The sequence below is a fragment of the Bacillus sp. KNSH39 genome (genome assembly GCF_052656585.1).
In genome coordinates this window covers 1,051,046-1,073,398 of record NZ_JBQXYO010000001.1, presented here as the reverse complement: position 1 = coordinate 1,073,398, position 22,353 = coordinate 1,051,046, and the positions used below count along the sequence as shown (strand labels likewise).

Sequence of the window (22,353 nt, the reverse complement as noted above, 5' to 3'; positions counted from 1 at the left end):
ATATAGATTAGTAAACTACTGAAATAATGCCCCCTAAAAGCGAAAAACGTGTTTCTATCTGTGAATTTATAAGAAAGGATGACGTTTTTATTTCTATTTGTATGTGTGATAAATTACACCTATTTCCTTGAGAATTTTAAAAATCCTCATCCCCAATACCATACGAGTTCTTGCTACGGGTCTTGGTTTTGTACAAAAAATCGATAGAAACCAAGAAAATGATTTTATATCTTTTTATGTTTAGAGGAATTAAAAAATCACTACACCTCCTTCATATATGTGTAATATACAGGGATTTATAACTTGATATAGAACATAAAAAGGAGATGTTTATATTATAAATAAAATGATATATATAAGTGGAGGGTTAGAAAATGAAAATTGCAATAGTCTGCTTCGATAACTTTACTGATATAGATGTTTTTCTACCATGGGATTTATTAAATCGTGTACGTTTAGTCGGTGGTCTTTCTGATTGGGATGTACAGCTTTTAGGAACGGAAGAAACTCATATATCTATGTCTGGCTTGCGTATTCCCATGACAGGAAGCATATCTGATATCCCTTTTGCCGACGCTGTAATATTTGCAAGTGGTAAAGGTGTAAAGGATTTATATAAAAATCAACAATATATTAATAGCATTCATGTAGATCCTCAAAGACAATTAATAGGATCTATGTGTTCTGGTTCACTACTATTAGGAGCTAAAAAATTACTAACTGGTAAAAAAGCTACAACATATCCATCCGCAGTAGAACAGCTAAAACAATTTGATGTAGACGTTATTGAGCAAAGTTTCGTAAACGAAGGAAATATCTCGACTGCTGCGGGTTGTTTTGCTGCTCAAGAACTCTCAGCCTGGATTATAAGGACCCTACTTAATGAAAAAATGGTTGATATTGTACTAGAAACTGTTCAGCCAGTAGGAAAAGGTTTATATTTTTAATCTCAAATCAAGTCAAGGAATTGTGGTTTCTCCCCAAAACGATAAAATAAGATTTTTGTTTCAAGTTAACACAAATTTCGTTCTAAAGTGCTATAAAATTCAACTTGATGATGGCGTGCACCATTTATAAATAAAAAACCCGTGAACTATTCACGGGTTTTACTTTAATAACTAATTGCAATTGTACCTTCACCTGCATGAACCGCAAATGAAATTGGTAATGGATATAATTTGAAATCCATTTCAGGGAATGCTTGTCTAATATCTGCAATCCATTCCTCGGCTCCATCTTTATCATTAGCATGGAACATGTGAAGTACTTTTGGTAATTCTTTTTCAAGTTCATTTTTAATATATTCTCGACATTTTTGGATTTTACGAACTTTCTTTTCAAGTAAAAGCTCTCCACCTTTTACTTCTAATATTAAGTTAACACTTAATAAACTTCCAAGTAAAAATTGAATGCCCTTTACACGACCACTTGCATAAAGGCCTTTTAAACTTTTCGGGAATACGTGGAAAGGTCTTCTTTTTTCATCTACTAATGTTTTGTGTATATCTTGTAAAGTCATACCATCATTGTATAACGATTTCGCTTTTCTAATTAGTTCATCCATTGGATAACTTGTTGTTTCACTGTCTAATACCGTTAATGGAAAACCTGCCATTTCTGCAGCTAGCTTCATATTTTGATAGGTTCCACTTACTTTTCCGCTAATAGCAACTGCAAATCCTTCTTCATATTCTTCTTTGCATTTCGAAAATAAATCTACCATTTCCCCTATGTTAGGCTGTGATGTAGTGACAGTTTTACCTTCATTCAAAGCATTATAAACGCGCTCACGCACACCTTCTTCACAATCTTTGTACGACACACCATCAATAATAACTTCAATTGGGATAACAAAGTTATCTCCTTCTGTTTTAAAACTCGCAGTTGTACTATCAGTAATCCAAGCAACACGCTTCATGTTGTTCCTCCCTTAATTCAATTCCTCTTTTCTGACTTTTCTATATATTTATGTTACGAAAAGAGAATATCCCTGTAATAGTAACAGGACTTTATTGTTTTGGCTATAGTAGATGCATATTAATTGTGACTATTTCTTGTCTATTTCACAAATAAAAAAGAAAATCAAGGAATTTGCTCGATTTTCTTCTTATCATATACTATTTAAAAGTTTCATTATCTAAAATTACTACATAATCATTCGTTAATCGTCCAGCTTCTTTTGTATAACTAACAAGCCTTTGTATATTATCACAGCAAATTTTTGCTCCCCATACGAGTAACGGTACGCCAATAAAATCAATATGGAACCTTCTAGAAAACAGCCCACCGAAAGTCATCGGTAAAGGCACTGTTGGTGATGTATTAGAAAATATAATCTTTTCATGGCTTTGATAATGTTTTTGCAAGATTTCTCCTAAATGCTTCATCGCAGGTACAACAACTTTTGATGCGCCGCATCCAATCGTATATACAGGATGACCATGTTCATCGATTCCATGAAAAATAATTTTTCCCATATCTTCTGTTTTCAATTTATTAAAGTAATCTACATTCAAAATTTCTTCTTTCGTTAACTTACGATCCGTTGGTAGTTTATTTAAATGATACGCTGCAGCTAGTGAGGTAGTATGTGTTCCACCAAAATCTGTGTAAATGTATATCATATTATCATCCCTTGTTGTAAAAGTTCAATGTTAATTAGTATTACCGTTCTTAGCAATGTTAAACAAGGGATGTTATTTGTCCCATATGAATAATGGACTGGATTGTTACAAAGCACAACAAAGCCGGAATGAGCCAAATACGGTTTATTTTCACTTTTCGTTCTTTACTTTGCATCAAAACAATAATAAGAACAACAAGTAAAATATCCATTTAGAATCCTCCTATAAACTTGCTTATCTTTAAAGATTATATTCTCCTCTTTTCACTCCATACTTGAAATACGATAGCTACTTTCAAGTGTAAGATGGAAAATGTGATTTCTCATCAGCCTTAAGCATTATTTATAAAAATAAAAAAGACGTACTTTTTACTCGTACGCCTTTAATAACTCGTTTAAACTCCTATTTATCAACTAATTCCACACCTTTAGAATTAGTTTTATCCAACACTCGAATGTTAAATTTATTAATGGCTTTTAAAAAGATATTATAAATACAATATCCAAAAATAGAACCTAGAACATTACAAATCACATCATCAATATCAGTAATACGTCCCACTCCACTAAATAAAGACTCAATTAATTGTAGCAATTCAATACTAGCTGATATAGAAAATCCTAATAAAATTGTATTTTTGAATTTCTTATATTTATCCCATAGGATAGGTGCTAAAAATCCTAAAGGCATTAATAATAAAATATTCCCGCCTACATTTCTTACAATTAGCCCAATCATAAATAGGGCATCTCCATCATAAGCACTACCAATTTGATTGATGTCTTTAATAATTGATGCAAATGGTATTATATTGACCGAGCGATTCAGATTTTCAATATTAGAAGGAAAACCGATTGGTAAAGGGAATAAAGTTACTGCAACAACCATACAAATGTAAACCACGAATAAAAAACTTACTATTTCTTTCCACCAAATCACATGTTTTTTATTTTTGGTACCAATTAATATTCCACGTACAATTAAATAACAAATAACCCCTAAAATGATAAACAAACTACCGTTGATCATATACAAATTGTTAACACATCCTTTCATATGAAGTAATAATTAAAATTTACAATTATATAGTAATGTTTTTTAATTTAAAAATTCATATAATTACATGTAATTGTGCAGAATTACAAAAACCCCTTATTTAATAAATAAAGGGTTCCTCGTTAACTAAAATATTTTTCAAAACAGAAACAAGCATGAACCCGTTTAAATTATTTTCGTATCTCTTCTTTTATATCCATATAATTAAAAAGCTCTTTCTATTTCTGTCATTAATTTTTCGGGTCCTGCCCCTTTATTCGATGGAATAACTAAAGTGATTCCTAATTCTGGATATATAGCCGAGCGAAAACTGACGCCTGGATCATATCCCATTACATGATATTTGAATACCTTGTTTTCTCGTGTTTCAATCCATATTCCATATCCGTAAGATTGTTTATCATTTACTTGAATGTGGGGAGTTAAAAGTAACCTTGTATATTCCTTTCCTAAAATTTCATTATTAAATAGTGCCGCCCAAAATTTCAGCATGTCTGGTGCAGTAACATATGCACCTCCATCAGCTCCTCCTTTTATTGGTATAGAGTAGACGTTTGTTCTCCAATTTTGGTTGGTTTCGTCCTTTATATATCCTAGAGCTGTATGTCTTGGTAATCTATCTAACGAAAAATAGCCAGAATCATTCATACCAACAGGATTAAAAATGTTTGTTTCTATATACTCCGTGAATTTAAGTCCCGTCTGTTCTTCTATTATTAATCCAATTATAATAAAACCTGCGTTGTTGTAGTGAAACTTATTTCCAGGTGCAAACATCATATTATTGTTTTGAAATAATGGTAAAAAGTCTTTTACGCTCTTTAGTAGATACATAGGTGTTTGTTTCCAAAGGTCTTCGAAGTTATCCATAATACTTTCATCAAAATAATCTGGTATACCAGCACTATGCGTTAGTAGTTGATGTATTGTAATATCTTCATCGAAGTTTGGAAATTTTATCTCTAGACAATCTTTTAATTTTGTATGAAAAGAAATAACACCTTTTTCAACAAGTTGACAGATGCCAATTGCAGTGAAGATTTTACATCCTGAGGCAATGCCGAATCTTGTTTGTATCGTATTGTTTATACATTCACTTTTGTTTGCGTAACCCATTGCTTTTTCATAGATTAAGTCTTTTTCTTTTTTTACTAAAACTACTCCAGAGAAATCTATTTTCTTTTGTATTTCTTTTACAATTCTATTAATTTCATCTTTTGTTTTTATCACGACAACCACCCTTGTCTTTCGGTATTGTTCTTTACCCTTATTAATTTTTCCATATAAAAGAGAAAGAACCCTTTTATTAAATACGATAAATTGTTAATGAGAACACAAAGTTCATTTCGAATGTACTCCGCTATTTGTGGGCAGTAGGACCCCCATCCCAAAATTCAGCGAAAGCAAAGAAGTTAAGTGGGGACACTGCTGCCCGTAAAAGCCCGATTGGTGAGGGCTGATAATCAGTGGGGGGATGCTCCCCTGATTAAAATTTCACTTTATTGACTCAGTAGAATACAACTTAGATTGTGATGGGAATAAAGTAAACACACACAAGACGATAGTAATAAATAACATTATTAATGACCCTACAATAACTACAAGTTGTATAGAAATGAACTGAGTCGCAACACCAGATAGTATTGTAATAAAGATTGTTACTAACGCAATAACAAGTCCATATATGCTCCCGATCCGTCCCATTATATGAACGGGAACGTTATTTTGGTAAAATGTATAAAATCCTGTATTTGCATATGCCATAGAGAAAGATAAAATAAAGAATCCAATAGCAGCTATTAAAAATACATTTGAAAAAGCATAAATTAGATAACCAATTGCGATGAATAATGATCCTATTCCAATTAGAAATGAAGGTGCTAATTTCTTTGATAAAATTGTATTTGTTATGGCACCTAAAATAAATCCTGCACCAGCTATACTAACTAGAAAACCGTATTCACTATCTGTTAGTAGTAATACCTCTTTCGCAAACGATAGTTCAAGTGAATCAGTAGCAGTTGCTAATACGAACATACTTTGAAATAAGAAATACACACATACGACATACACATGTTTTCTACTAAAATTTATAACAGTGTTCCAATCTTTTTTTAATACTGTAAGTGATAATGTATTACTAGTTGTATCCGAATCTTCTTTCTTATCAAGATTCGGTAAAAGTAATGTAATGAATCCTGATAAGAGAAATGCTATAGCATTCATATATATAGCAAACTCTGGTGTACCTGCAATTAATAATCCCCCCGCTACTGCTGGTCCAATTAATGATGCACCAGATCCTATTAAAGTACGTAATGAGTTGAAACGTTGTCTTTGCTCTACTGGAATTAATTTCGTCATATACGTCATAGCAGTTGGCTCATAAATTGCACTGGCCATACTTATAAAGAATACGAATACATAAACAATCCAAAGTGACGGAAGTAAAGGTAAAATAGCGATAAATAACGCACGATATATATCGAGGTGAATCATTAATTTCCGTTTATTTAAACGATCAATCATACTCCCAGACCAAGCGTTTGTAAATAAAGTGGCTAATGGTTTTATTACATATAAAGTAGCAACAGCTAAGGCTGAGCCACCCATATTATAGACAAGTACATTCAGTGCTATTAAGTAAATCCATGCCCCTAAATTCGCAATACCAACTCCGGACAATAGTAATAAAGGATATTTCCAATCTTTAAGTAAATTTTTCATTTTTGGCCCCCGCTTTCAAAATTGTTTTACAACAATAAAAAATCCCACCCCCAAGACTTTTAATCTTAGGGACGAGATTTATCATCGCGGTGCCACCCTAGTTTGTTAATATGTCACCATACTAACCTTATCAGGTACTGCATTCTAATTCATGCTTATACCATAGCTCTATAACGGGAGCTCCCGTCACACCATCCCCTAATAATAGGTTCCGATGTGCTGCTCAGAGGCTTGGTTCAATAAAGAATTTTTACTCCTTTTCAGCTACATGGAGCTCTCTGTGAAAAATTCATTTTATTTACTCTTCTCTTCACTGCATTTATTTTTTCCATATTATCACATATAAATTTAACTGTAAATAAACAATAATCAGATATTTATATTTTCGTCATTTTTGCTTTACGACCAATTTGACATACGAAACGCATTAGCTTTTTATGAAGATAAGGAAATAAAGTGAAGAATACGTCCATCGTTTTTTTTAATGGCATTGGACAAATTACTAATTTATTTTTATGAATAGCTTTCAGTGCAATTTCAGCGAATTTGTCAGCTGAAATTGACTTATTTGTTTTTAGTTGTTTTATAATTTGATTCTTATTCATATTAATTGCAATTGATTTTTCAAATATGGGTGTATCTACAAAAGTTGGACAAAGCACACTTACATTTACACCGTATTCTTCCGCCTCATAATGTAATGAAGTTGTTAAACCTACGATAGCATGTTTGGTTGTTGCATACGCGGTACAAAGGGGAGCTGGTCCTAAACCAGTTGCAGAAGCAGTATTAATGATATGACCAAATCCTTGTTTTTTCATGAATTGGTAAGCCAATTGTGTTCCGTAAATTACTCCTAATAAATTTATTTCAATAATATGTTTCCAATCATCCAAAGACATATCGAATACTTCTCCATACATAGCAATTCCTGCATTATTAAACATATAATCAATTCTACCAAACTCATTAACTATTTTTATAATAAGTTCTTTTACGGATCCAGCGTTAGTAACATCTAAATATTCGAACCTAGCTAGTTGATTATTATTTTTTATATTATTCACAAGGTCTTGGCCACAAGTTTCATTAATATCAGCGATAATTACAAATATATCTTTATTTGCTAATTGAATGGCTAAAGCTTTACCAATACCAGAAGCGCCGCCAGTTATAATTGCGATTTTTTGCTCATCCATATAAATAACCTCCTGTTGTTATACATATAATGAAAACGGACGAGTGTAAGGATTTGAACAATCGTTCTAATTCGCGTGTCATTCTACATAAATTTGTTTGAAATAGAGAGTAAAAAAATTTTAATAGCTTCTTCAAATAAAACTTCTAATTTCTCCATTTCAATTGAATGAATGAATTGACATAATCCACCTAGCCATGAACCTAATAAAAGGCATGAACCCTCAACATTTTTCATATAAAACTCACCACTTTTTATACCTTCATCTAAAATTTGTTGATATGCCTTTAAAGGGACAACAGCTAAACCATAAAGTTGTTGAACTGTAGAAGGATTCGTGCTCGGATCAGAGGCAAGTTCTTGCCCCGCTCTTAATAACGGCGTTTTGTAATTATAAAGTACAAATTTAGCCATTCCATATAATTTTTCAGTTGCGTTTGTATAGTGTTTTTCTGCTATTTCCCATTTATCATGCCAGTTTTTCATACTGTCTTTAGCTAAATAAACAAATAATTCTTCTTTATTTTTATAATGATAATATATATGTCCTTTACTATAACCAGAGGCTTTAGCAATGTTATCAATGGAGGTTCTTGTATACCCTTTTAAGGAAAATAACTCTATCGCTTTTTCTGCTATTATTTCTTTGGCTAAATCACTATCATATCGTCTTTTATTCAATGTAGACTCCTTCCATCGTTTAATACAAAAATTGAACAATCGTTCTAATTTCAATATATGTAAGTTTTTTTGTTTTAGTAACTGTTAAGCATTTTATTTATTATTTTTTCTGAAAAATACGGTGCGTGAAATTACTCATAAATTTTTAAAAAAGAACCTATTGGATGTAGGTTCTTCAACAAGTTTGAATTAATTCGTATTTGCCTCAGCTAACGGTTGTAACGGCGGTTCTAATTCTAGTTCTAGTGTATCTCCTTCTCGTAAATCTTGTCCTTTTTCAATACTTTGGCTCGTTACATAACCCGTACCCGAAGTTTTCAAATCTAATTTCAAAAGCTTGGAGAAATACATAATATCACGCATGGACCAACCTTTTACATTTGGCATTTGTGCGTTATTCCCTAATAAAAATATACGATCACCTTCACTCATTACCTCGCCAGACTGTGGATATTGTTTTATTATTTTTCCTTCTCCTAAAATTACCGGCTGTAGCTTCTCTTTTTCTACACTTTTCTCTATTGTATCCATCGATTGATTTACATAATTTTGTACTTTTAATTGAGATTGTTTCGCTGCATCAGCTATTTGTTTTTCTGTATACGGTTTCACCTTTAAATATTCAAGGCTGTTTTTTATAACAGGTTTAAATATTTCAGCAAGAGGCTGAGCTCCATACTCATCTCCTTTTAACTTTGGCTGCTTAATAGCTAAGTATACGATTAACTCCGGATCGTCAATTGGAGCCATTCCTAAAAAGGAGAAAATGTAATTCTCTTTCCCTTCCATATATCGGCCATTTTCAGGATTCGGGATTTGTGCTGTTCCTGTCTTACCTCCAATTGGATAACCATCCACTTTATACATTGTACCAGTTCCTTTTGAAGATGTTATAACACGCTCCATTAAGCTTCTAACCTTGTCCGCTGTTTCTTTTTTTATCGGATTCCCAATTTCTTTCGGTTGATTTTCCATAATAACTTCTTTGTTTGTTGGATTTACAACTTTATCAACGATATATGGTTGCATCATTTTCCCGTCATTTGCTATAGCAGTAGCCGCTTGGATTAATTGAATCGGAGTTACTGTAGAACCTTGACCGAAAGAAGTTGTAACCTGTTGAATTTGTGTATTTAATAATAAAGTATTTTTCCTTTCTCCAGGTAAATCTATCCCTGTTTTTTGATTGAATCCAAATTTATTCATATATTGCTTAAATTTATTTGGTTTCAGTAACTGATCTTCTAAAATAGAAAAAGCTACGTTTGATGACCTTTCAAAACCTTCATCAAATGTAATTGATCCCCATCCAAATCCACCATTATGATCTTTTATATCAGATGAACCAACGGAATATTTTCCAGATTGAAAATATTCTTTGCCGTTATATACACCTTCATTAATGGCAGCTGCTAACGTAAAAACTTTCATTGTTGAACCTGGTTCATATGCATTTGCAATCGGATCATTTAAAAAATATTCGATATCACCTACATTAGGATTGTAACTAGGTTTACTAGACATCGCTAAAACCTTGCCTGTTTTTGGATCAGCAATAATTCCAATTAACATAGACGGATCATAATGCTCTTGCGCTTTGTTCATCGCTTCTTCTAAAAAACTATTAATTTGTTTATCAAGCGTTAAATATACGTTATTTCCATTTTTAGCAGGTTCTACTTTACCTATATCATTTGTAAGCGGAATCCCTCTTCGTGTACCCACATATTCTATATTCCCGTTTGTAGAGCGCAAATATTTATCCAAACTCTTTTCAAGCCCAAACTTTCCTTCCGTATTCCCTTTATCATCTGGTCTAGCAAAACCAAGTATATAGGATGCAAAGTCTTCATTCGGATACACTCTTGCTTTTTCCAACATAAAAGATACACCTGGTATTTTTAAATCATTAATTTTTTCCTTCTTTTCCCTAGATAAGTTCCGACCAATTTTCCCAATTTCAACTTGCGTACGCCCTTCATGAAAGTTTTTTAATACTTCTTCTTTATCAATTTCAAGCGCATCGGCTAATTGTTGTGCGGTTTCATCTTTATTTTTCACTTTATCTTTTCCTTTTAAATTCACAACAACTCGATACGTTGTAGAATCTTGTACTAACACCTTTCCGGTTTGATCATAGATAGTGCCACGATTCGCTTCTAAAACACCTTTTTTATTATGTTGTTCATTCGCGAGATCCTTTACATTCACATTATGCACGACTCCTACTGCCTGAATATAGAATATACGCAAAATCATAATAAGAAACAAAACAATAAAAGCAATCATCATATATCGAGCGCCTTTATTCGTTTGGAGTTTTTGCATACTTATCTCCTCTCTTTTGGAATGGATTCGTACGAAGATCCGTTTTAAAATTTGTAGTTTTTGTTTACGATACTATATGTTTCGAAGTTTTCTTTTTAATTCCTTTAAAACAATGCAAAACTAACTGTTGTTATTTTGTGTCATTATTTTATATATTTAAAATACGGTGCGTGAAATTTCAGAATATTAATTAGTACAACTTGATTACAGAGCACTCTAAACTCTTTTCGTATTTCCTATAAAAAAATTCCCCTCTGGATGTCCAAAGGGGAATTTTTTATAGGAAAATTATGCGATATGGTTATATTTCGCTAAGAAAGGAATTCGTCTCGCTACTAATGCATACATTTTGAATACAAGTTTCGCTATTGGTTCAAACATACGTGTACTTTGCATTACTAAAGCACTCGTAATAAGTGTTAAGAATGCTGCACCAAGTATATCTAAAGGATAATGAACACCTACGTACATACGTGATATACCGACTAGTACTGCCCATAATAGCGCGATATATTTTAGTTTTTCTCCTCTAAGAATAAATACGAAGGCGATTGAAAATACAAGTACAGAATGATCACTAACGAATGATGAATCTGCTGCATGTGGTACTAATTGATGTACATCATGTGATACGAACGGACGCGGATGGTAATATACCGCGTGTATAAGAACATTTACTAATAATGCAATAATAACCGAAAGCGTCGTATATAAAACTGTATATTGTTTTCTAATTGCCTTTTCTTTCTTTCCATTATTAAACCATAAGATAAACATAAATAGAACGGCTACGTATGCAGCGCTATTTGTAATAGCAATCATTAACGTATCTAATAGTTTGGATGAATCAGCAAAATTATTAAACCACTGAAATACTGTGTAATTCATTAAACTCTCTCCTTACATACAAGTGTTCTTGATTTACACAGTATACAATACCATTATGAAAATAGGCTTAAACTTTTTTCATCTAATTCTCATTTTACTATTACTCATATGACAATTATTAAACAAATTTTATACGCTATTTATGTATAAAGCCGGTAAGCCTTTATAATAAGGCGGTTCGTATTTTTTTCATGTTTGAAATACATAACATATTCATTTAAATATACTAATTGCAAAATCATATTTTTTAATTCATTTGAAGTACAATATTTCCGAATTGTTCCCCATGTTCCATACGGCTTAGTGCTCGAATTGCTTCTTCTAACGAGTAAACTTTATCAATAATTGGTTTAATTTGATATTTTTCAATAAACTTTATCATCTCATTAAATTCCTCACGGCTACCCATGGATGTTCCCATAATATCAATTTGATTGTAAAATAATGCGCGTAATGGTAATTCAATTTTATCTCCTGAGCTTGCACCAAAATTCACGATTCTTCCATTTGGTTTTAATACATCAAAATATTTCAAGAAAGTTGCCGGGCCTATACTATCTATTATTAAATCTACTTTTTCACCTTGTAAGCTCTCTTCCCAATTTCCAGAACTATGAAAAGAAATATCTGCACCATATTTTGCAGCAAGTTTCCTTTTATTCTCTACCCTTGAAGTAACACTCACTTTAGCGCCAATTGCTTTCGCGAATAACATGGCAAATGTAGCAACACCACCGCCTATTCCCGGAATTAAAACGTGTTCACCGCACTTCAATCTCCCTTTTGTAAAAAGCGCTCTATATGCAGTTAATGCAGATAAAGATAAAACACCTGATTCTTCCCAAGTAAGATATGACGGCTTTTCTACTACATTTTCAGCTGGTACAATTACATATTCAGCAAACGTTCCATCTTTCGGCCCACCTAGTACTTCCGGTAACTCTGGTACTTCAGTAGCATGTTCCCATCCAATACTAGGATTAATAATAACTTCTGTATGTAGTGTAATATTTGAAACTCCTTCTCCTATTTCTGTAACAATTCCTGAGCCATCTGAACCTATTACTAATGGTAGATCCATTTCTTTTCTATTGTTTATAATAAATAAATCCCTATGATTTAACCCTGCAGCTTTTAACTTTATTCTTACTTCACCTGCATTAGGACTTATCTCAGGTGAAAATTTATATTCTAACCCCTCTAATCCTTTTTCATATTGATGTACAATAGCTTTCATTGCTTAATTCCCCCTTAATATTTCCAATGTACTAGAAATATCAAAATAAATAAAATAGTTTGCCTCCAATAATTAGAAATTATATATTTAGGCATGAAAAAACAAAAAATCCCACTCCCTATAAAAAGTATAGGAAGAGGTTTCAAAACTAGTTAGATAAGAATCTATAAATTCATTGAGTTCTAGCCAATTCTAATATTTTTCGAATAAACGGCGCTTTTGCCTTTGTATATGAAACACGATCAAAAGCATATGTAATAGCAAGCCTCTCTTTTAATTCTCTATATTCTTTACGTGCCCATTCATGGCTTATTAGAAAGTCACGAAATAAAATATTGTTTCTCCACTCATCACTATTATAAATATAAATATGCAAATGATGAGTACCCGCTCTCCATTTTCCCTTTCTAAAAAAACGCCAATTCGTTGCATCTTTTGGAACATACTCATATTCAATTTCCGATAGAACTTCAATCCACTTTTCAGTTATTTGCAATTCTGTTACGCCAATCATCATATCAATAAGAGGTTTAGCTCCTAATCCTTCTACTGCTGTGCTTCCTATATGTTCAACAGCAATTATTTCTTGTCCTAACAAGGAACAAAATTTCTCTTTTTCTTTTATATACTCTTCAACCCATTCTTTTTGATACGGTTTAATAACAATTTGTTGATCCATTGTATTCACCTCTCTATAAATATTTATCATTATATTTATAAAATTTTATATTATTAGCATAGGATTTCCATAAAATATGTCGAATAGTGGAATGTACAACTTAATTATATTAAATGTGAGGTAATCTATGAAAGATAATTCCGTGGAAATTCAGTTAAATAACGTAACATTCCAATTAAAAGAATATCATAATTTTGATTGGCTTATTAAATTAGGGACCGTATTTGCAGTTTTTGACCAACAAGATTCAGGTAATATAAGTTTTGGTGTAGAAAAAGATGGGCATAAGAAATTTATCAAATACGCAGGAGCACAAACAATTGCATATGAAGGAACAACGGGTGATGCTATTGAAAGGCTAAAAAATTCAGTTACTATCTATGAAGATTTAAAGCATAAATCGCTCATAAGATTAATTGATCATTTTCCAGTTCAATCTGGATATGTATTAATTTTCGATTGGTTTGATGGTGAGTGTCTTCATTCGCATTGGCGTTTCCCATCTCCTGAAAAATATAAAAATCCAAACTCACCATTTTATAAATTTAGACATTTATCTGCTATAGAACGAATTCATTCCTTACATTCCATTTTTTCTTTCCATAGTTATGTAGAAAAGAAAAACTATGTAGCAATAGATTTTTATGACGGTAGTATTTTATATAATTTTAATACAAACGAGACAAAAATTTGTGATATAGATTTATACAGTAAGAAACCTTACATAAATAGAATGGGCCGGCTATGGGGTTCCTCCCGTTTTATGTCACCAGAGGAATTTGAACTAAACGCAACAATTGATGAAAGAACAAATGTATTTAATATGGGAGCAATGGCTTTCTCACTTTTAGGCGGTGAAAAAGATCGTTCTTTTATAAAATGGGAAGCAAGTAAGGAATTATATGAGGTAGCGTATCGTGCTGTAAATGCCAATCGAGCAGAACGGTATGCATCAGTTATAGAATTCTATGAAGCGTGGTTAAAAGCGGCTAATGCGGAAAGGATATAACCCTAAATTATTAAAAGAAATATAGAGTTTATACTATTATCATGTATAATACATATGAAAAGGAAATTCAGAATAACGAGGCAAATATTATGGACTTTGTTTATATTAATCAAAACGTGTTAAATAATCTTCTATACATTTTATGTAGTATATTTGTTTTTTATTTCATATATGATAGCCGGCACTATTTAAAGAAATATAAAATACTACTGATTACCCTTTGTTCTAGTATTCCGCTTATTTTATGTATGCGATACCCTATCTATATGGATGAAAGTTGTATTCATGATTTAAGACAAATTCCGGTCATAATAGCTACGCTTTATGGTGGATTCCCTGTCGGTATCATATTGTTTACAATTTTATTAATTACAAGATTTATATTTTATGGATTTAATATGCTAACAGTCGTTGTTTACGGAATAATGTTCATCGTTACAGCACTCGCATCTTCAAAATTTAATACATATAATAGAAAACTTAAAGTAGCTTTTTCCATGTTTTTAACCTTTTTCCTAGCAATATTTACAACTTTAATTGTATTAACTTTATCAGATTTTGAAGTGAATAATTTGTATATTATTTATTTCATGGTATTACCGACTACTTTAATGTTATTTATTGTTTATATAAATGAAGTTATAAAGGATGCTGTATTAATGCGCTCTAAATTAATTAAAATGGAAAAAATGGAGATTGTTAGCCAACTCGCTGCAAGTATATCGCACGAAGTAAGGAATCCCTTAACGGTTGTAAAAGGATTTACACAGCTTTTGAAAACACAAAATTTAACTCCTGAATCAAGAGACGAATATATTAAACATATACTTGAAGAGTTAAATCGTGCCCAAGAAATTATCGATGATTACTTAACGTTTGCCAAACCTGCTCCAGAAAAATTAGATCAAATTTCAGTAAAACAAGAGTTAAATCGAGTTATTAATATGATATTGCCATTGTGTAATATGAATACGATACATATTACACAGGATTTTTCTGAGGCAACCATTGTTGGTAATAAACAGCACTTTCAACAATGTTTTTTAAACTTAATAAAAAACAGTATTGAAGCAATGCCTAATGGTGGCACCTTAAATATTTCCTCATCTATCAATAATAGTAAAGTTGAAATACGAATTGAAGATAGCGGAGTTGGAATGTCACAGGAGCAAATACATCGATTCGGTGAACCGTATTTTAGTACAAAAACAAAAGGAACTGGTTTAGGTACAATGGTTGCTGTTAAGATTATTGAGACGATGCATGGAAGTTTAAAAATCCGAAGTATCGTTAGTAAAGGAACGACTTTAACGATTACGTTCCCGAAATATAGTGAGAATACGCATTTAAACAAATAAAAAAGGAGCATAGTTGCTCCTTTTTTATTTGTTTCGATACATAAGTATCTTCAATGTTTTTTTAGTTTACATTTGTGAAGACTAATTAAAAATTAGTATCCTCCGCCCCAGCAGCTGCATCCTACAATTATTAATAGAATGAATAACACAACTAGTAAAGCGAAACCTCCACCAAAACCACAAGAACCACCGTAACTCATATTTTCTCCTCCTTTTGGTTTGAAAACTAATAGGTAGTTGATCATTTTAACTGGTTCGTATTATACATTATGTATATATCCCTTTTTTGAGCATGTCTACATAAAAATAAGTAAAAGCACTCGTTTAAAGAGTGCTTTAAAATGGATACCAAAAGTTTTGAAATACGTTTAATTTTAAATATACCGCAACAATAAATATGAAAATACCGGCAAATAAAGCGATGAAATCTTCACGTTTCGCCTTACTTGTATAAAACCATGTACGTTTATCCTTCTTTCCAAATCCTCTTAAATCCATTGCATTTGAAACCGTATCTATTCTTTCTAGAGAATGAATGATTAGTGGCCAGAAAATTAAAACACGGTTCTTCATACGAACCCATAAACTTGCTTCTCCTTTTTCAAAAGCCACTCCTCTCGCTTCTTGCGCGTGTTTAATAATTTTATACTCAGACTGGATGTCAGGAATATAACGTAGTGCAATATTTATTGCATATGTAATCTTATAATGAATACCAAGTTTACTTAAGCTACTTACAAATTCGCTTGGATCTGTCGTGTAAATAAAAAGAAGTGTAAATGGTAATAACGTAAAATACTTTAATGAAAGTGTAGCTGCATAAAATAATGTTTCATATGTAATCGTTGCATATCCAACATGTAAAAACGCGGTATATGATTCAGTTAATTCAGATCCATGAGTTGGTGTAATAAATAAAATCATGACAGAGTTTAATAAACTAAATGTAAATATGACACTAAAAACAATTAAAATTTTACGAAATGGAATTTTAGCAATGCTGAGTCCGATACACCCAATAATAAATAATATTAGCAACACCCGAAAATCAAAAAACAAAAAAGTAAGCGTCATACAAAAAATAAATAAAAACAATTTCACTACCCCATCCATACGATGAAAATATGTACTATGCACCTTCCTCCCTCCTATTACTGTCTAAATAAAGCTCCATAAATTTTTCTGGACATGCAATCCCACTAAATTTAATAAGCTTGGTTAAAGAACTCTCTCTTAAGTTGGCTCTTTGTAACGTTTCTTGATTGCCTAATACATCAAACACTGTATTATCCGCAATAATTTTCCCTTCATGTAGAACTACTGCACGGTCTGTATATTCTAGCGCGAGATTCATATCGTGAGTGATAACAACAAATGAAATTCCCTTTTTAGCTAGGTTTTTAATAAACGACATAAATTGTTTATAATGATAATAATCTTGTCCCGCTGTCGGTTCATCTAATATGATAAGCTTAGGATTTGTTGTTAATACAGATGCGATTGTTAGTCTCTTTTTTTGCCCATAGCTTAGTGCTTGAATTGGCCAATTACGAAATGGATATAAGCCACAAATTTTTAAAATCCCTTCTACTTTATTCTTAATTTCTTCCTTAGAAAAATTATGTAATGTTAATGTAAATGAAACTTCTTCAAAAACAGTAGGCTGTGTAATCATATGATTTGGATTTTGCATCACGTAAGATATGATTTCCCCACGTTTACGAATAGACCAAGAACTAATATCTTCACCTTTTAACGCAATTTTCCCATTTTTCATTTTGTTTATACCTATAAGACTATGAGCTAATGTTGATTTCCCTGCTCCATTATGTCCTAACAGTGCCACAATTTCTCCTTCATATATTAAAAGGTTTACATTTTCTAATACTTTTTGTTTATTAGGGTATGAAAATGATAAATTCTCCACTTTAAGTAATTCCTTGTTTTTAGCATTCCTTTCTAATATGACTTGTTTCTCCATCCACTCTTTTATAACGTTGCTTACCTTTTCTTTTTGAAGGTTTTCCATTGGATATATTACGTCATTATTACGATCAAAATGTAATCTCTTTAATGCTTCGATGTAAATAGGCTCTCTTAAGCCAATACGTGGTAATATATTTGACGCTAAGATTTCTTTTGGTGTTCCCATCGCAATGACTTTACCTTCATCAATTAATATAACTTTGTCTAAATCCAGTTTTAAAATTTCTTCTATCCTATGTTCGATAATAACAATCGTTTTATTATACTGCTCATGTATATCTTTCATAAGTTCTATCGTATGTATGGCGCTTAGTGGATCTAAGTTCGCTAATGGTTCATCGAACAATAATATATCCGCATTTGTTGTTAATAAACCAGCAAGAGAAACTGTTTGCTTTTGACCTCCTGATAATTCATGTGGACTTTGTTTATGAAACGTATGCATCTTCACCTTTCTTAATGAGTCCGAAACAATCTTTTTCATGTTATCTTGCTTTACACATTCATTTTCTAAATAAAAAGCTACATCTTCTTCTACTGTCAGACCAATAAATTGAGCATCTTGATCTTGTAAAATTGTTCCTACCTGTTTACTTTGTTCAAAAATACTTCCTTCCCTTGGGTCTTTACCGGCAATTAAAACGTTACCTGTGCTATTCCCTTCGTAAGAAAATGGGATTAGCCCATTTATACAATGAGCTAATGTCGACTTTCCTGAACCACTTCGTCCAGCAATTAGCACTTTTTCCCCAGGGTATATATGAAAGGTAATATCACTTAAAGTAGGCTGCGCAGCATGCCCATATTGAAAGGTGAATTGTTCAAACGAAATAATTGGTTGCATGTTAACATCCCTACTTTTCAATTTTTAAATGTGTATGTTTCTTATTGGATTTCGCCAAACCAATTGTAAGTGGCAATCCAAGTACTAAGAAAACGATGACATCGGAAATTGTTGCTCCTAATACTTGTATAACAATTTTGTCAAATGGTTCTCCCATCACAATAATATCGAATGCCCCAGCAAATATAATAGCAATGACAATACCAACTAGCCCAGTAATTGCTAAATAAGAAATATCCCCCTTGTTAAACGACCCGTTTTTCACACTAAAACCAACTCTTTTTTGAATAAGCCCCATTGAAAAACCAATAATTCCTGAACTAATAACCCATCCCCACCAAATACCCCATCCAGCAATCGTATCTGTTACGGTATGACCGATAAGTCCGATTAACAGTCCTGCCACTGGACCAAATAATGCTCCAAAAACAGTTAATATAGCTAATGCTGGTTTAATAAATGTATTCGGTGCAATAGAAAATCCCCAAAGTCCTAATATCCCGTATAATGCTGCTCCAATACCGATTGCTACTACTAACTTTGTTGATAATTTATTCATGACAATTCCCCTCTCATATTAGTCAACTTTTATTACTCTATATTTAATTTAAAAATGAATTATGCATCGACACTCCCTTTCTATACAACAAAAAAATGACCTCTTACATAAGAGGTCACTTTCTTTCACTTTCAAGAATCCTCTTATCTTTCAAAAAACACATCGTGTCCTCTGCGGAATTAGCACCTTCCTATAAAATTGCATAGGGGTTGCTGAGGTTTCTTAGGGCCGTTCCCTCCACCTCTCTGGATAAGTATTAATTTGTAATTCGTATTATGGCACTAAAGAATGTAAATTTCAACACTTTTCTTACTATTTTTATTTTTTATTAAATAGCGCATTTAAATCATTGTATTCTTATCGGAATTATGAAATAATGAGTTCAAAATCGTTTCGGGAGGAATGCATTATGAAAGTTATTGGTTTGATTGGAGGATTAAGTTGGGAATCTACATCATTATACTATAAACATATTAATACACTTACACTCTCTCAATACGATCAAAATGCGAAGCTAATTTTATATAGTATGGACTTTGGTGAAGTAACTACTTTATTACAAAACCATCAATATGAAGAAGTGAAAAATGAACTAGTTACAGTTGCAAAGAAAGTTGAAAAATCTGGGGCTGAATGTTTATTAATGTGTTCAAATACTGTACATCTATTTGCCGAGGAGGTAGAACAAGCAATATCTATCCCGCTTCTTCACATTGGTGATGTAAGTGCTAAAGAAATGGTAGAACAGAATATAAAACGTATCGGACTATTAGGAACAAAACAAACGATGGAGCAAGATTTCTATAAATCACGATTAGCGAAATATAACATTGAGACAATTATCCCAAATGACGAGGAAAGAACTTTTATCCACCATGTCATATTAGATGAATTAAGTAGAGGGATCATTTCAGAAACATCTAAAAAAAGGTTATTACAAATTACAAAATCATTAATTCAAAACGGCGCTGAAGGTATATTATTAGGCTGCACTGAAATACCTTTACTCATCTCCCAAAATGATCTTACTGTTCCCGTTTTTGATACTGCTTTTTTACATGCAAATACTGCTGTACAATTTGCTGGATAAGAATACACAAGCATAAAGGTGAGAACCTCTATGCTTGTATACAGTTACGACTAATTATCCCGCTATTTGCAGGCAGTAAAGCCCCACCAATTAAAGTTTTACTTTATTTAAAAGAGATTCAATAACTGCAATGGCTTCTTTTGAACCACCACATTCTAAAAAGCTATCATTAAGTTTTCTTATACCATGTTTATACTTTTCATTTGAAAGTACATCTGTTACGGCCTCTTTTAAAGTGTGTACATTAACATGTTCTTTCAATAGTCTATGTGCCGCTTCAAGCTCAGTTAATCTTTGCGCTATCATTGGCTGATCTTTATCATGCGGTATTATTACAAATGGGACATTATAATGAATGGCATCGTGTACACTATTCATACCGCCATGTGTAATAAAAACATCTGCTTCATTTAATATTTCTGATTGAGGTACGTATGGAGCAATTATAAAATTATCTGGTGCTTCCTTAATTTTAGAAATATCATTTCTATCACCAATTGCCATTACAACTATCCCATCAAAATCTGAAAAAGTATCAATACAAGTATTAAAGAATGGTTCGAGTCCTTCAAGCAGTGTTCCCATTGAAATATAAATAACTTTCTTTTCTTTAAGTGATTCCAGTGGAAACTTTATATTTGTTTTACGCTTTGAAATACTCGGTCCAATAAAAATGTTATTTTCCCCGAACGATTCGCTATTAGGTTGGAAATAACGACTTGTGTATACGAGACAAACATCACCCTTATTATTCATAAATTGAAGATTATTCTTTGGTTTTACTCCAAATTTATGTTCCATCTGATTTAGTAATTTTTCAGAGATTTCCTCTGGTTGAAATGGCATATCTGCATTTGGATGAAAAGGTAATGTCTTCAAAAATTCTGGCGGAATTAAAAATATAGGTGAGGACACTACACCTGGAACTTGTAAATATTCCTTTACTAACTCTCCTGCGCCAAATATATCATAAATTACGAAATCAAAATTTATACTTTCATATAATTGTTTCGTAATTTCTAATATATATAAAGAAGTTTGAACATGCACATGAAAGAAAGCATTTAACCCAGATGAGGTTTCAGCATCAATAGAAATCTCTTTTAATAGATCCGGATGAGTATGTACAGTAGCTCCTAAATCTTCAATTCTATCCTTAAAGTTTGCCGTTGTAATATAATGTACGTTATCCCCTCGTTCAGTAAAGGCTTTTACTAAATTTAATGTAGGGTTTACATGCCCCTCTGCTGGAAAATTAACTACTAAAATATTTAGCACTTATTCCTCACTCCTTACATTTCACTGTTTTAATTAAGCATACTGTTATTTGTACAAGTAATCTTCCCCTAATAGTCCTAATATGCTTGCTACATTATATTGATAAATAATTTTCAGTCATCAACATAAAAAAAAGCATCTACCTATGTAGATGCCTAACCGTGATAAGGAGTGTTCTGTGAGGTTAGAACAAGCGTTTCTGCTTGTCCTATGCTATCAATATATGATTTATTTTATAAAATGTGAATCGTTAATAGAATTATTTTATCCATTTTATATGATCAAATGGATAAAATACCATTTCTACTTTACCTATTATATTTGATTCATCAATAAGTCCAAGTGTATTCCTACTATCTTTACTATGATTACGATTATCACCTAACACAAATAATTTATGCGTAGGAACTTTTATTTCTCTAAAATTTGAAAAACGATTGGATACTTGTGACATATCTAAATGTATATACGACTCATCACGCTTTTTACCGTTAATAAATACCTCATCCTCTTTTAGTTGTATGTTATCCCCCGATAATCCAATAATTCGTTTCACATAGTAAGTAGGCGCGTCTTCTTTTTTTATAATGACAACATCTCCATGATGAAAAGACGATAAACAGACGTTTACCTTATTAACAAGTATATAATCTTTTTCATTCAAAGTAGGTTGCATCGAAATTCCTTCTACCATACAAAATAAAAAGGACTTATTAATAAAAATAACCCCTATTATAATGAATATGTAGCTACATATGTTCCTCCAATATTTTAGAATAAACAGCTTCATATATACCCCATTTCTAATCTA

Annotated in this window: 22 protein-coding genes, 1 riboswitch and 1 other annotated feature; of the genes, 4 read left to right on the top strand and 18 right to left on the bottom strand. The window is 32.0% G+C overall.

Translation table 11 applies throughout. The annotated features are described in order from the left end of the window. Nucleotides 1–374: 374 nt before the first annotated feature. On the top strand, nt 375–947 hold the full coding sequence (locus ACUL40_RS05325; protein ID WP_098771888.1) for a DJ-1/PfpI family protein: 573 nt from the start codon (nt 375–377) through the stop codon (nt 945–947). A 164-nt stretch (nt 948–1,111) separates the two neighbouring features. Here the strand turns inward: ACUL40_RS05325 and ACUL40_RS05320 are convergent, their stop codons facing one another. The 12 genes from ACUL40_RS05320 to ACUL40_RS05265 all read right to left on the bottom strand — a co-directional run bounded on the left by ACUL40_RS05320 (nt 1,112) and on the right by ACUL40_RS05265 (nt 13,418). Further along, nucleotides 1,112–1,918 (bottom strand): DegV family protein, encoded by an 807-nt coding sequence (locus tag ACUL40_RS05320; protein WP_000831929.1) that lies wholly within the window; start codon nt 1,916–1,918, stop codon nt 1,112–1,114. Between the two features lie 199 nt (nt 1,919–2,117). Continuing rightward, entirely contained in the window at nt 2,118–2,624 is a 507-nt protein-coding gene (locus ACUL40_RS05315; RefSeq protein WP_000639421.1) for a DUF3189 family protein, read from the bottom strand. Nucleotides 2,625–2,682: 58 nt separating this feature from the next. Continuing rightward, nucleotides 2,683–2,835: a hypothetical protein gene (locus tag ACUL40_RS05310; protein WP_000353713.1), complete on the bottom strand. Its 153-nt coding sequence runs from the start codon at nt 2,833–2,835 to the stop codon at nt 2,683–2,685. 191 nt (nt 2,836–3,026) lie between these two features. After that, a complete protein-coding gene (locus tag ACUL40_RS05305; RefSeq protein WP_121868626.1) occupies nt 3,027–3,659 on the bottom strand; it encodes a VanZ family protein in 633 nt (210 codons plus the stop codon). A gap of 225 nt (nt 3,660–3,884) precedes the next feature. Then, entirely contained in the window at nt 3,885–4,910 is a 1,026-nt protein-coding gene (locus tag ACUL40_RS05300; RefSeq protein ID WP_445422863.1) for a serine hydrolase domain-containing protein, read from the bottom strand. A 264-nt stretch (nt 4,911–5,174) separates the two neighbouring features. Next, complete coding sequence (locus ACUL40_RS05295) at nt 5,175–6,407, bottom strand: MFS transporter (protein WP_000793348.1); 1,233 nt, start codon at nt 6,405–6,407, stop codon at nt 5,175–5,177. 64 nt (nt 6,408–6,471) lie between these two features. Then, nucleotides 6,472–6,730: a binding site (T-box leader), on the bottom strand. A 54-nt stretch (nt 6,731–6,784) separates the two neighbouring features. After that, the gene (locus tag ACUL40_RS05290; RefSeq protein ID WP_445422862.1) at nt 6,785–7,606 is read right to left on the bottom strand and encodes an SDR family NAD(P)-dependent oxidoreductase; all 822 of its coding nucleotides are present in this window, start codon (nt 7,604–7,606) and stop codon (nt 6,785–6,787) included. A gap of 83 nt (nt 7,607–7,689) precedes the next feature. Beyond that, nucleotides 7,690–8,286, bottom strand: a complete 597-nt coding sequence (locus ACUL40_RS05285) for a TetR family transcriptional regulator C-terminal domain-containing protein (RefSeq protein WP_445422861.1) — start codon at nt 8,284–8,286, stop codon at nt 7,690–7,692. A gap of 189 nt (nt 8,287–8,475) precedes the next feature. Further along, entirely contained in the window at nt 8,476–10,614 is a 2,139-nt protein-coding gene (locus tag ACUL40_RS05280; RefSeq protein WP_445422860.1) for a penicillin-binding protein, read from the bottom strand. 288 nt (nt 10,615–10,902) lie between these two features. Next, nucleotides 10,903–11,502 (bottom strand): undecaprenyl-diphosphatase, encoded by a 600-nt coding sequence (locus ACUL40_RS05275; protein WP_001110124.1) that lies wholly within the window; start codon nt 11,500–11,502, stop codon nt 10,903–10,905. 247 nt (nt 11,503–11,749) lie between these two features. Then, nucleotides 11,750–12,739 carry a zinc-binding dehydrogenase gene (locus tag ACUL40_RS05270; protein WP_445422859.1) on the bottom strand — a complete coding sequence of 330 codons (990 nt, stop codon included), beginning with the start codon at nt 12,737–12,739 and terminating at the stop codon, nt 11,750–11,752. 172 nt (nt 12,740–12,911) lie between these two features. Continuing rightward, a complete protein-coding gene (locus tag ACUL40_RS05265; RefSeq protein WP_445422858.1) occupies nt 12,912–13,418 on the bottom strand; it encodes a GrpB family protein in 507 nt (168 codons plus the stop codon). A gap of 127 nt (nt 13,419–13,545) precedes the next feature. Here ACUL40_RS05265 and ACUL40_RS05260 point away from each other — a divergent pair, with 127 nt between their 5' ends. Then, nucleotides 13,546–14,427 (top strand): protein kinase domain-containing protein, encoded by an 882-nt coding sequence (locus ACUL40_RS05260; RefSeq protein WP_000654538.1) that lies wholly within the window; start codon nt 13,546–13,548, stop codon nt 14,425–14,427. A gap of 89 nt (nt 14,428–14,516) precedes the next feature. After that, nucleotides 14,517–15,785, top strand: a complete 1,269-nt coding sequence (locus ACUL40_RS05255; RefSeq protein ID WP_000348330.1) for a LytS/YhcK type 5TM receptor domain-containing protein — start codon at nt 14,517–14,519, stop codon at nt 15,783–15,785. A gap of 92 nt (nt 15,786–15,877) precedes the next feature. Here the strand turns inward: ACUL40_RS05255 and ACUL40_RS05250 are convergent, their stop codons facing one another. From ACUL40_RS05250 to ACUL40_RS05235, 4 genes are all read right to left on the bottom strand, one after another. Next, nucleotides 15,878–15,985: a YjcZ family sporulation protein gene (locus tag ACUL40_RS05250; RefSeq protein ID WP_000120182.1), complete on the bottom strand. Its 108-nt coding sequence runs from the start codon at nt 15,983–15,985 to the stop codon at nt 15,878–15,880. 136 nt (nt 15,986–16,121) lie between these two features. Beyond that, nucleotides 16,122–16,922, bottom strand: coding sequence for an energy-coupling factor transporter transmembrane component T family protein (locus ACUL40_RS05245; RefSeq protein ID WP_000556372.1), 801 nt, complete (start codon nt 16,920–16,922; stop codon nt 16,122–16,124). After that, the gene (locus ACUL40_RS05240) at nt 16,915–18,615 is read right to left on the bottom strand and encodes an ABC transporter ATP-binding protein (RefSeq protein WP_420729251.1); all 1,701 of its coding nucleotides are present in this window, start codon (nt 18,613–18,615) and stop codon (nt 16,915–16,917) included. The genes ACUL40_RS05245 and ACUL40_RS05240 overlap by 8 nt, the downstream gene beginning before the upstream one ends. Before the next feature lie 10 nt (nt 18,616–18,625). Continuing rightward, on the bottom strand, nt 18,626–19,174 hold the full coding sequence (locus ACUL40_RS05235; RefSeq protein ID WP_001038210.1) for an ECF-type riboflavin transporter substrate-binding protein: 549 nt from the start codon (nt 19,172–19,174) through the stop codon (nt 18,626–18,628). Between the two features lie 140 nt (nt 19,175–19,314). Next, a riboswitch (SAM riboswitch) is annotated at nt 19,315–19,430 on the bottom strand. A 153-nt stretch (nt 19,431–19,583) separates the two neighbouring features. Here ACUL40_RS05235 and ACUL40_RS05230 point away from each other — a divergent pair. Continuing rightward, complete coding sequence (locus ACUL40_RS05230) at nt 19,584–20,264, top strand: aspartate/glutamate racemase family protein (protein ID WP_000864372.1); 681 nt, start codon at nt 19,584–19,586, stop codon at nt 20,262–20,264. 90 nt (nt 20,265–20,354) lie between these two features. On the opposite strand, the gene ACUL40_RS05225 is transcribed toward ACUL40_RS05230, so the two are convergent. Beyond that, complete coding sequence (locus ACUL40_RS05225) at nt 20,355–21,542, bottom strand: macrolide family glycosyltransferase (protein WP_000932155.1); 1,188 nt, start codon at nt 21,540–21,542, stop codon at nt 20,355–20,357. Nucleotides 21,543–21,801: 259 nt separating this feature from the next. Next, nucleotides 21,802–22,332, bottom strand: a complete 531-nt coding sequence (lepB, locus tag ACUL40_RS05220) for a signal peptidase I (RefSeq protein WP_033666239.1) — start codon at nt 22,330–22,332, stop codon at nt 21,802–21,804. Nucleotides 22,333–22,353 lie beyond the last annotated feature (21 nt).

Bases quoted from the DNA above. Each gene is read 5' to 3' on its own strand.
- ACUL40_RS05325 (WP_098771888.1), top strand. From the start codon at position 375: ATGAAAATTGCAATAGTCTGCTTCGATAACTTTACTGATATAGATGTT.
- ACUL40_RS05320 (WP_000831929.1), bottom strand. From the start codon at position 1,918: ATGAAGCGTGTTGCTTGGATTACTGATAGTACAACTGCGAGTTTTAAA.
- ACUL40_RS05315 (WP_000639421.1), bottom strand. From the start codon at position 2,624: ATGATATACATTTACACAGATTTTGGTGGAACACATACTACCTCACTA.
- ACUL40_RS05310 (WP_000353713.1), bottom strand. From the start codon at position 2,835: ATGGATATTTTACTTGTTGTTCTTATTATTGTTTTGATGCAAAGTAAA.
- ACUL40_RS05295 (WP_000793348.1), bottom strand. From the start codon at position 6,407: ATGAAAAATTTACTTAAAGATTGGAAATATCCTTTATTACTATTGTCC.
- ACUL40_RS05290 (WP_445422862.1), bottom strand. From the start codon at position 7,606: ATGGATGAGCAAAAAATCGCAATTATAACTGGCGGCGCTTCTGGTATT.
- ACUL40_RS05280 (WP_445422860.1), bottom strand. From the start codon at position 10,614: ATGCAAAAACTCCAAACGAATAAAGGCGCTCGATATATGATGATTGCT.
- ACUL40_RS05275 (WP_001110124.1), bottom strand. From the start codon at position 11,502: ATGAATTACACAGTATTTCAGTGGTTTAATAATTTTGCTGATTCATCC.
- ACUL40_RS05270 (WP_445422859.1), bottom strand. From the start codon at position 12,739: ATGAAAGCTATTGTACATCAATATGAAAAAGGATTAGAGGGGTTAGAA.
- ACUL40_RS05265 (WP_445422858.1), bottom strand. From the start codon at position 13,418: ATGGATCAACAAATTGTTATTAAACCGTATCAAAAAGAATGGGTTGAA.
- ACUL40_RS05260 (WP_000654538.1), top strand. From the start codon at position 13,546: ATGAAAGATAATTCCGTGGAAATTCAGTTAAATAACGTAACATTCCAA.
- ACUL40_RS05255 (WP_000348330.1), top strand. From the start codon at position 14,517: ATGGACTTTGTTTATATTAATCAAAACGTGTTAAATAATCTTCTATAC.
- ACUL40_RS05250 (WP_000120182.1), bottom strand. From the start codon at position 15,985: ATGAGTTACGGTGGTTCTTGTGGTTTTGGTGGAGGTTTCGCTTTACTA.
- ACUL40_RS05240 (WP_420729251.1), bottom strand. From the start codon at position 18,615: ATGCAACCAATTATTTCGTTTGAACAATTCACCTTTCAATATGGGCAT.
- ACUL40_RS05235 (WP_001038210.1), bottom strand. From the start codon at position 19,174: ATGAATAAATTATCAACAAAGTTAGTAGTAGCAATCGGTATTGGAGCA.
- ACUL40_RS05230 (WP_000864372.1), top strand. From the start codon at position 19,584: ATGAAAGTTATTGGTTTGATTGGAGGATTAAGTTGGGAATCTACATCA.
- lepB (WP_033666239.1), bottom strand. From the start codon at position 22,332: ATGAAGCTGTTTATTCTAAAATATTGGAGGAACATATGTAGCTACATA.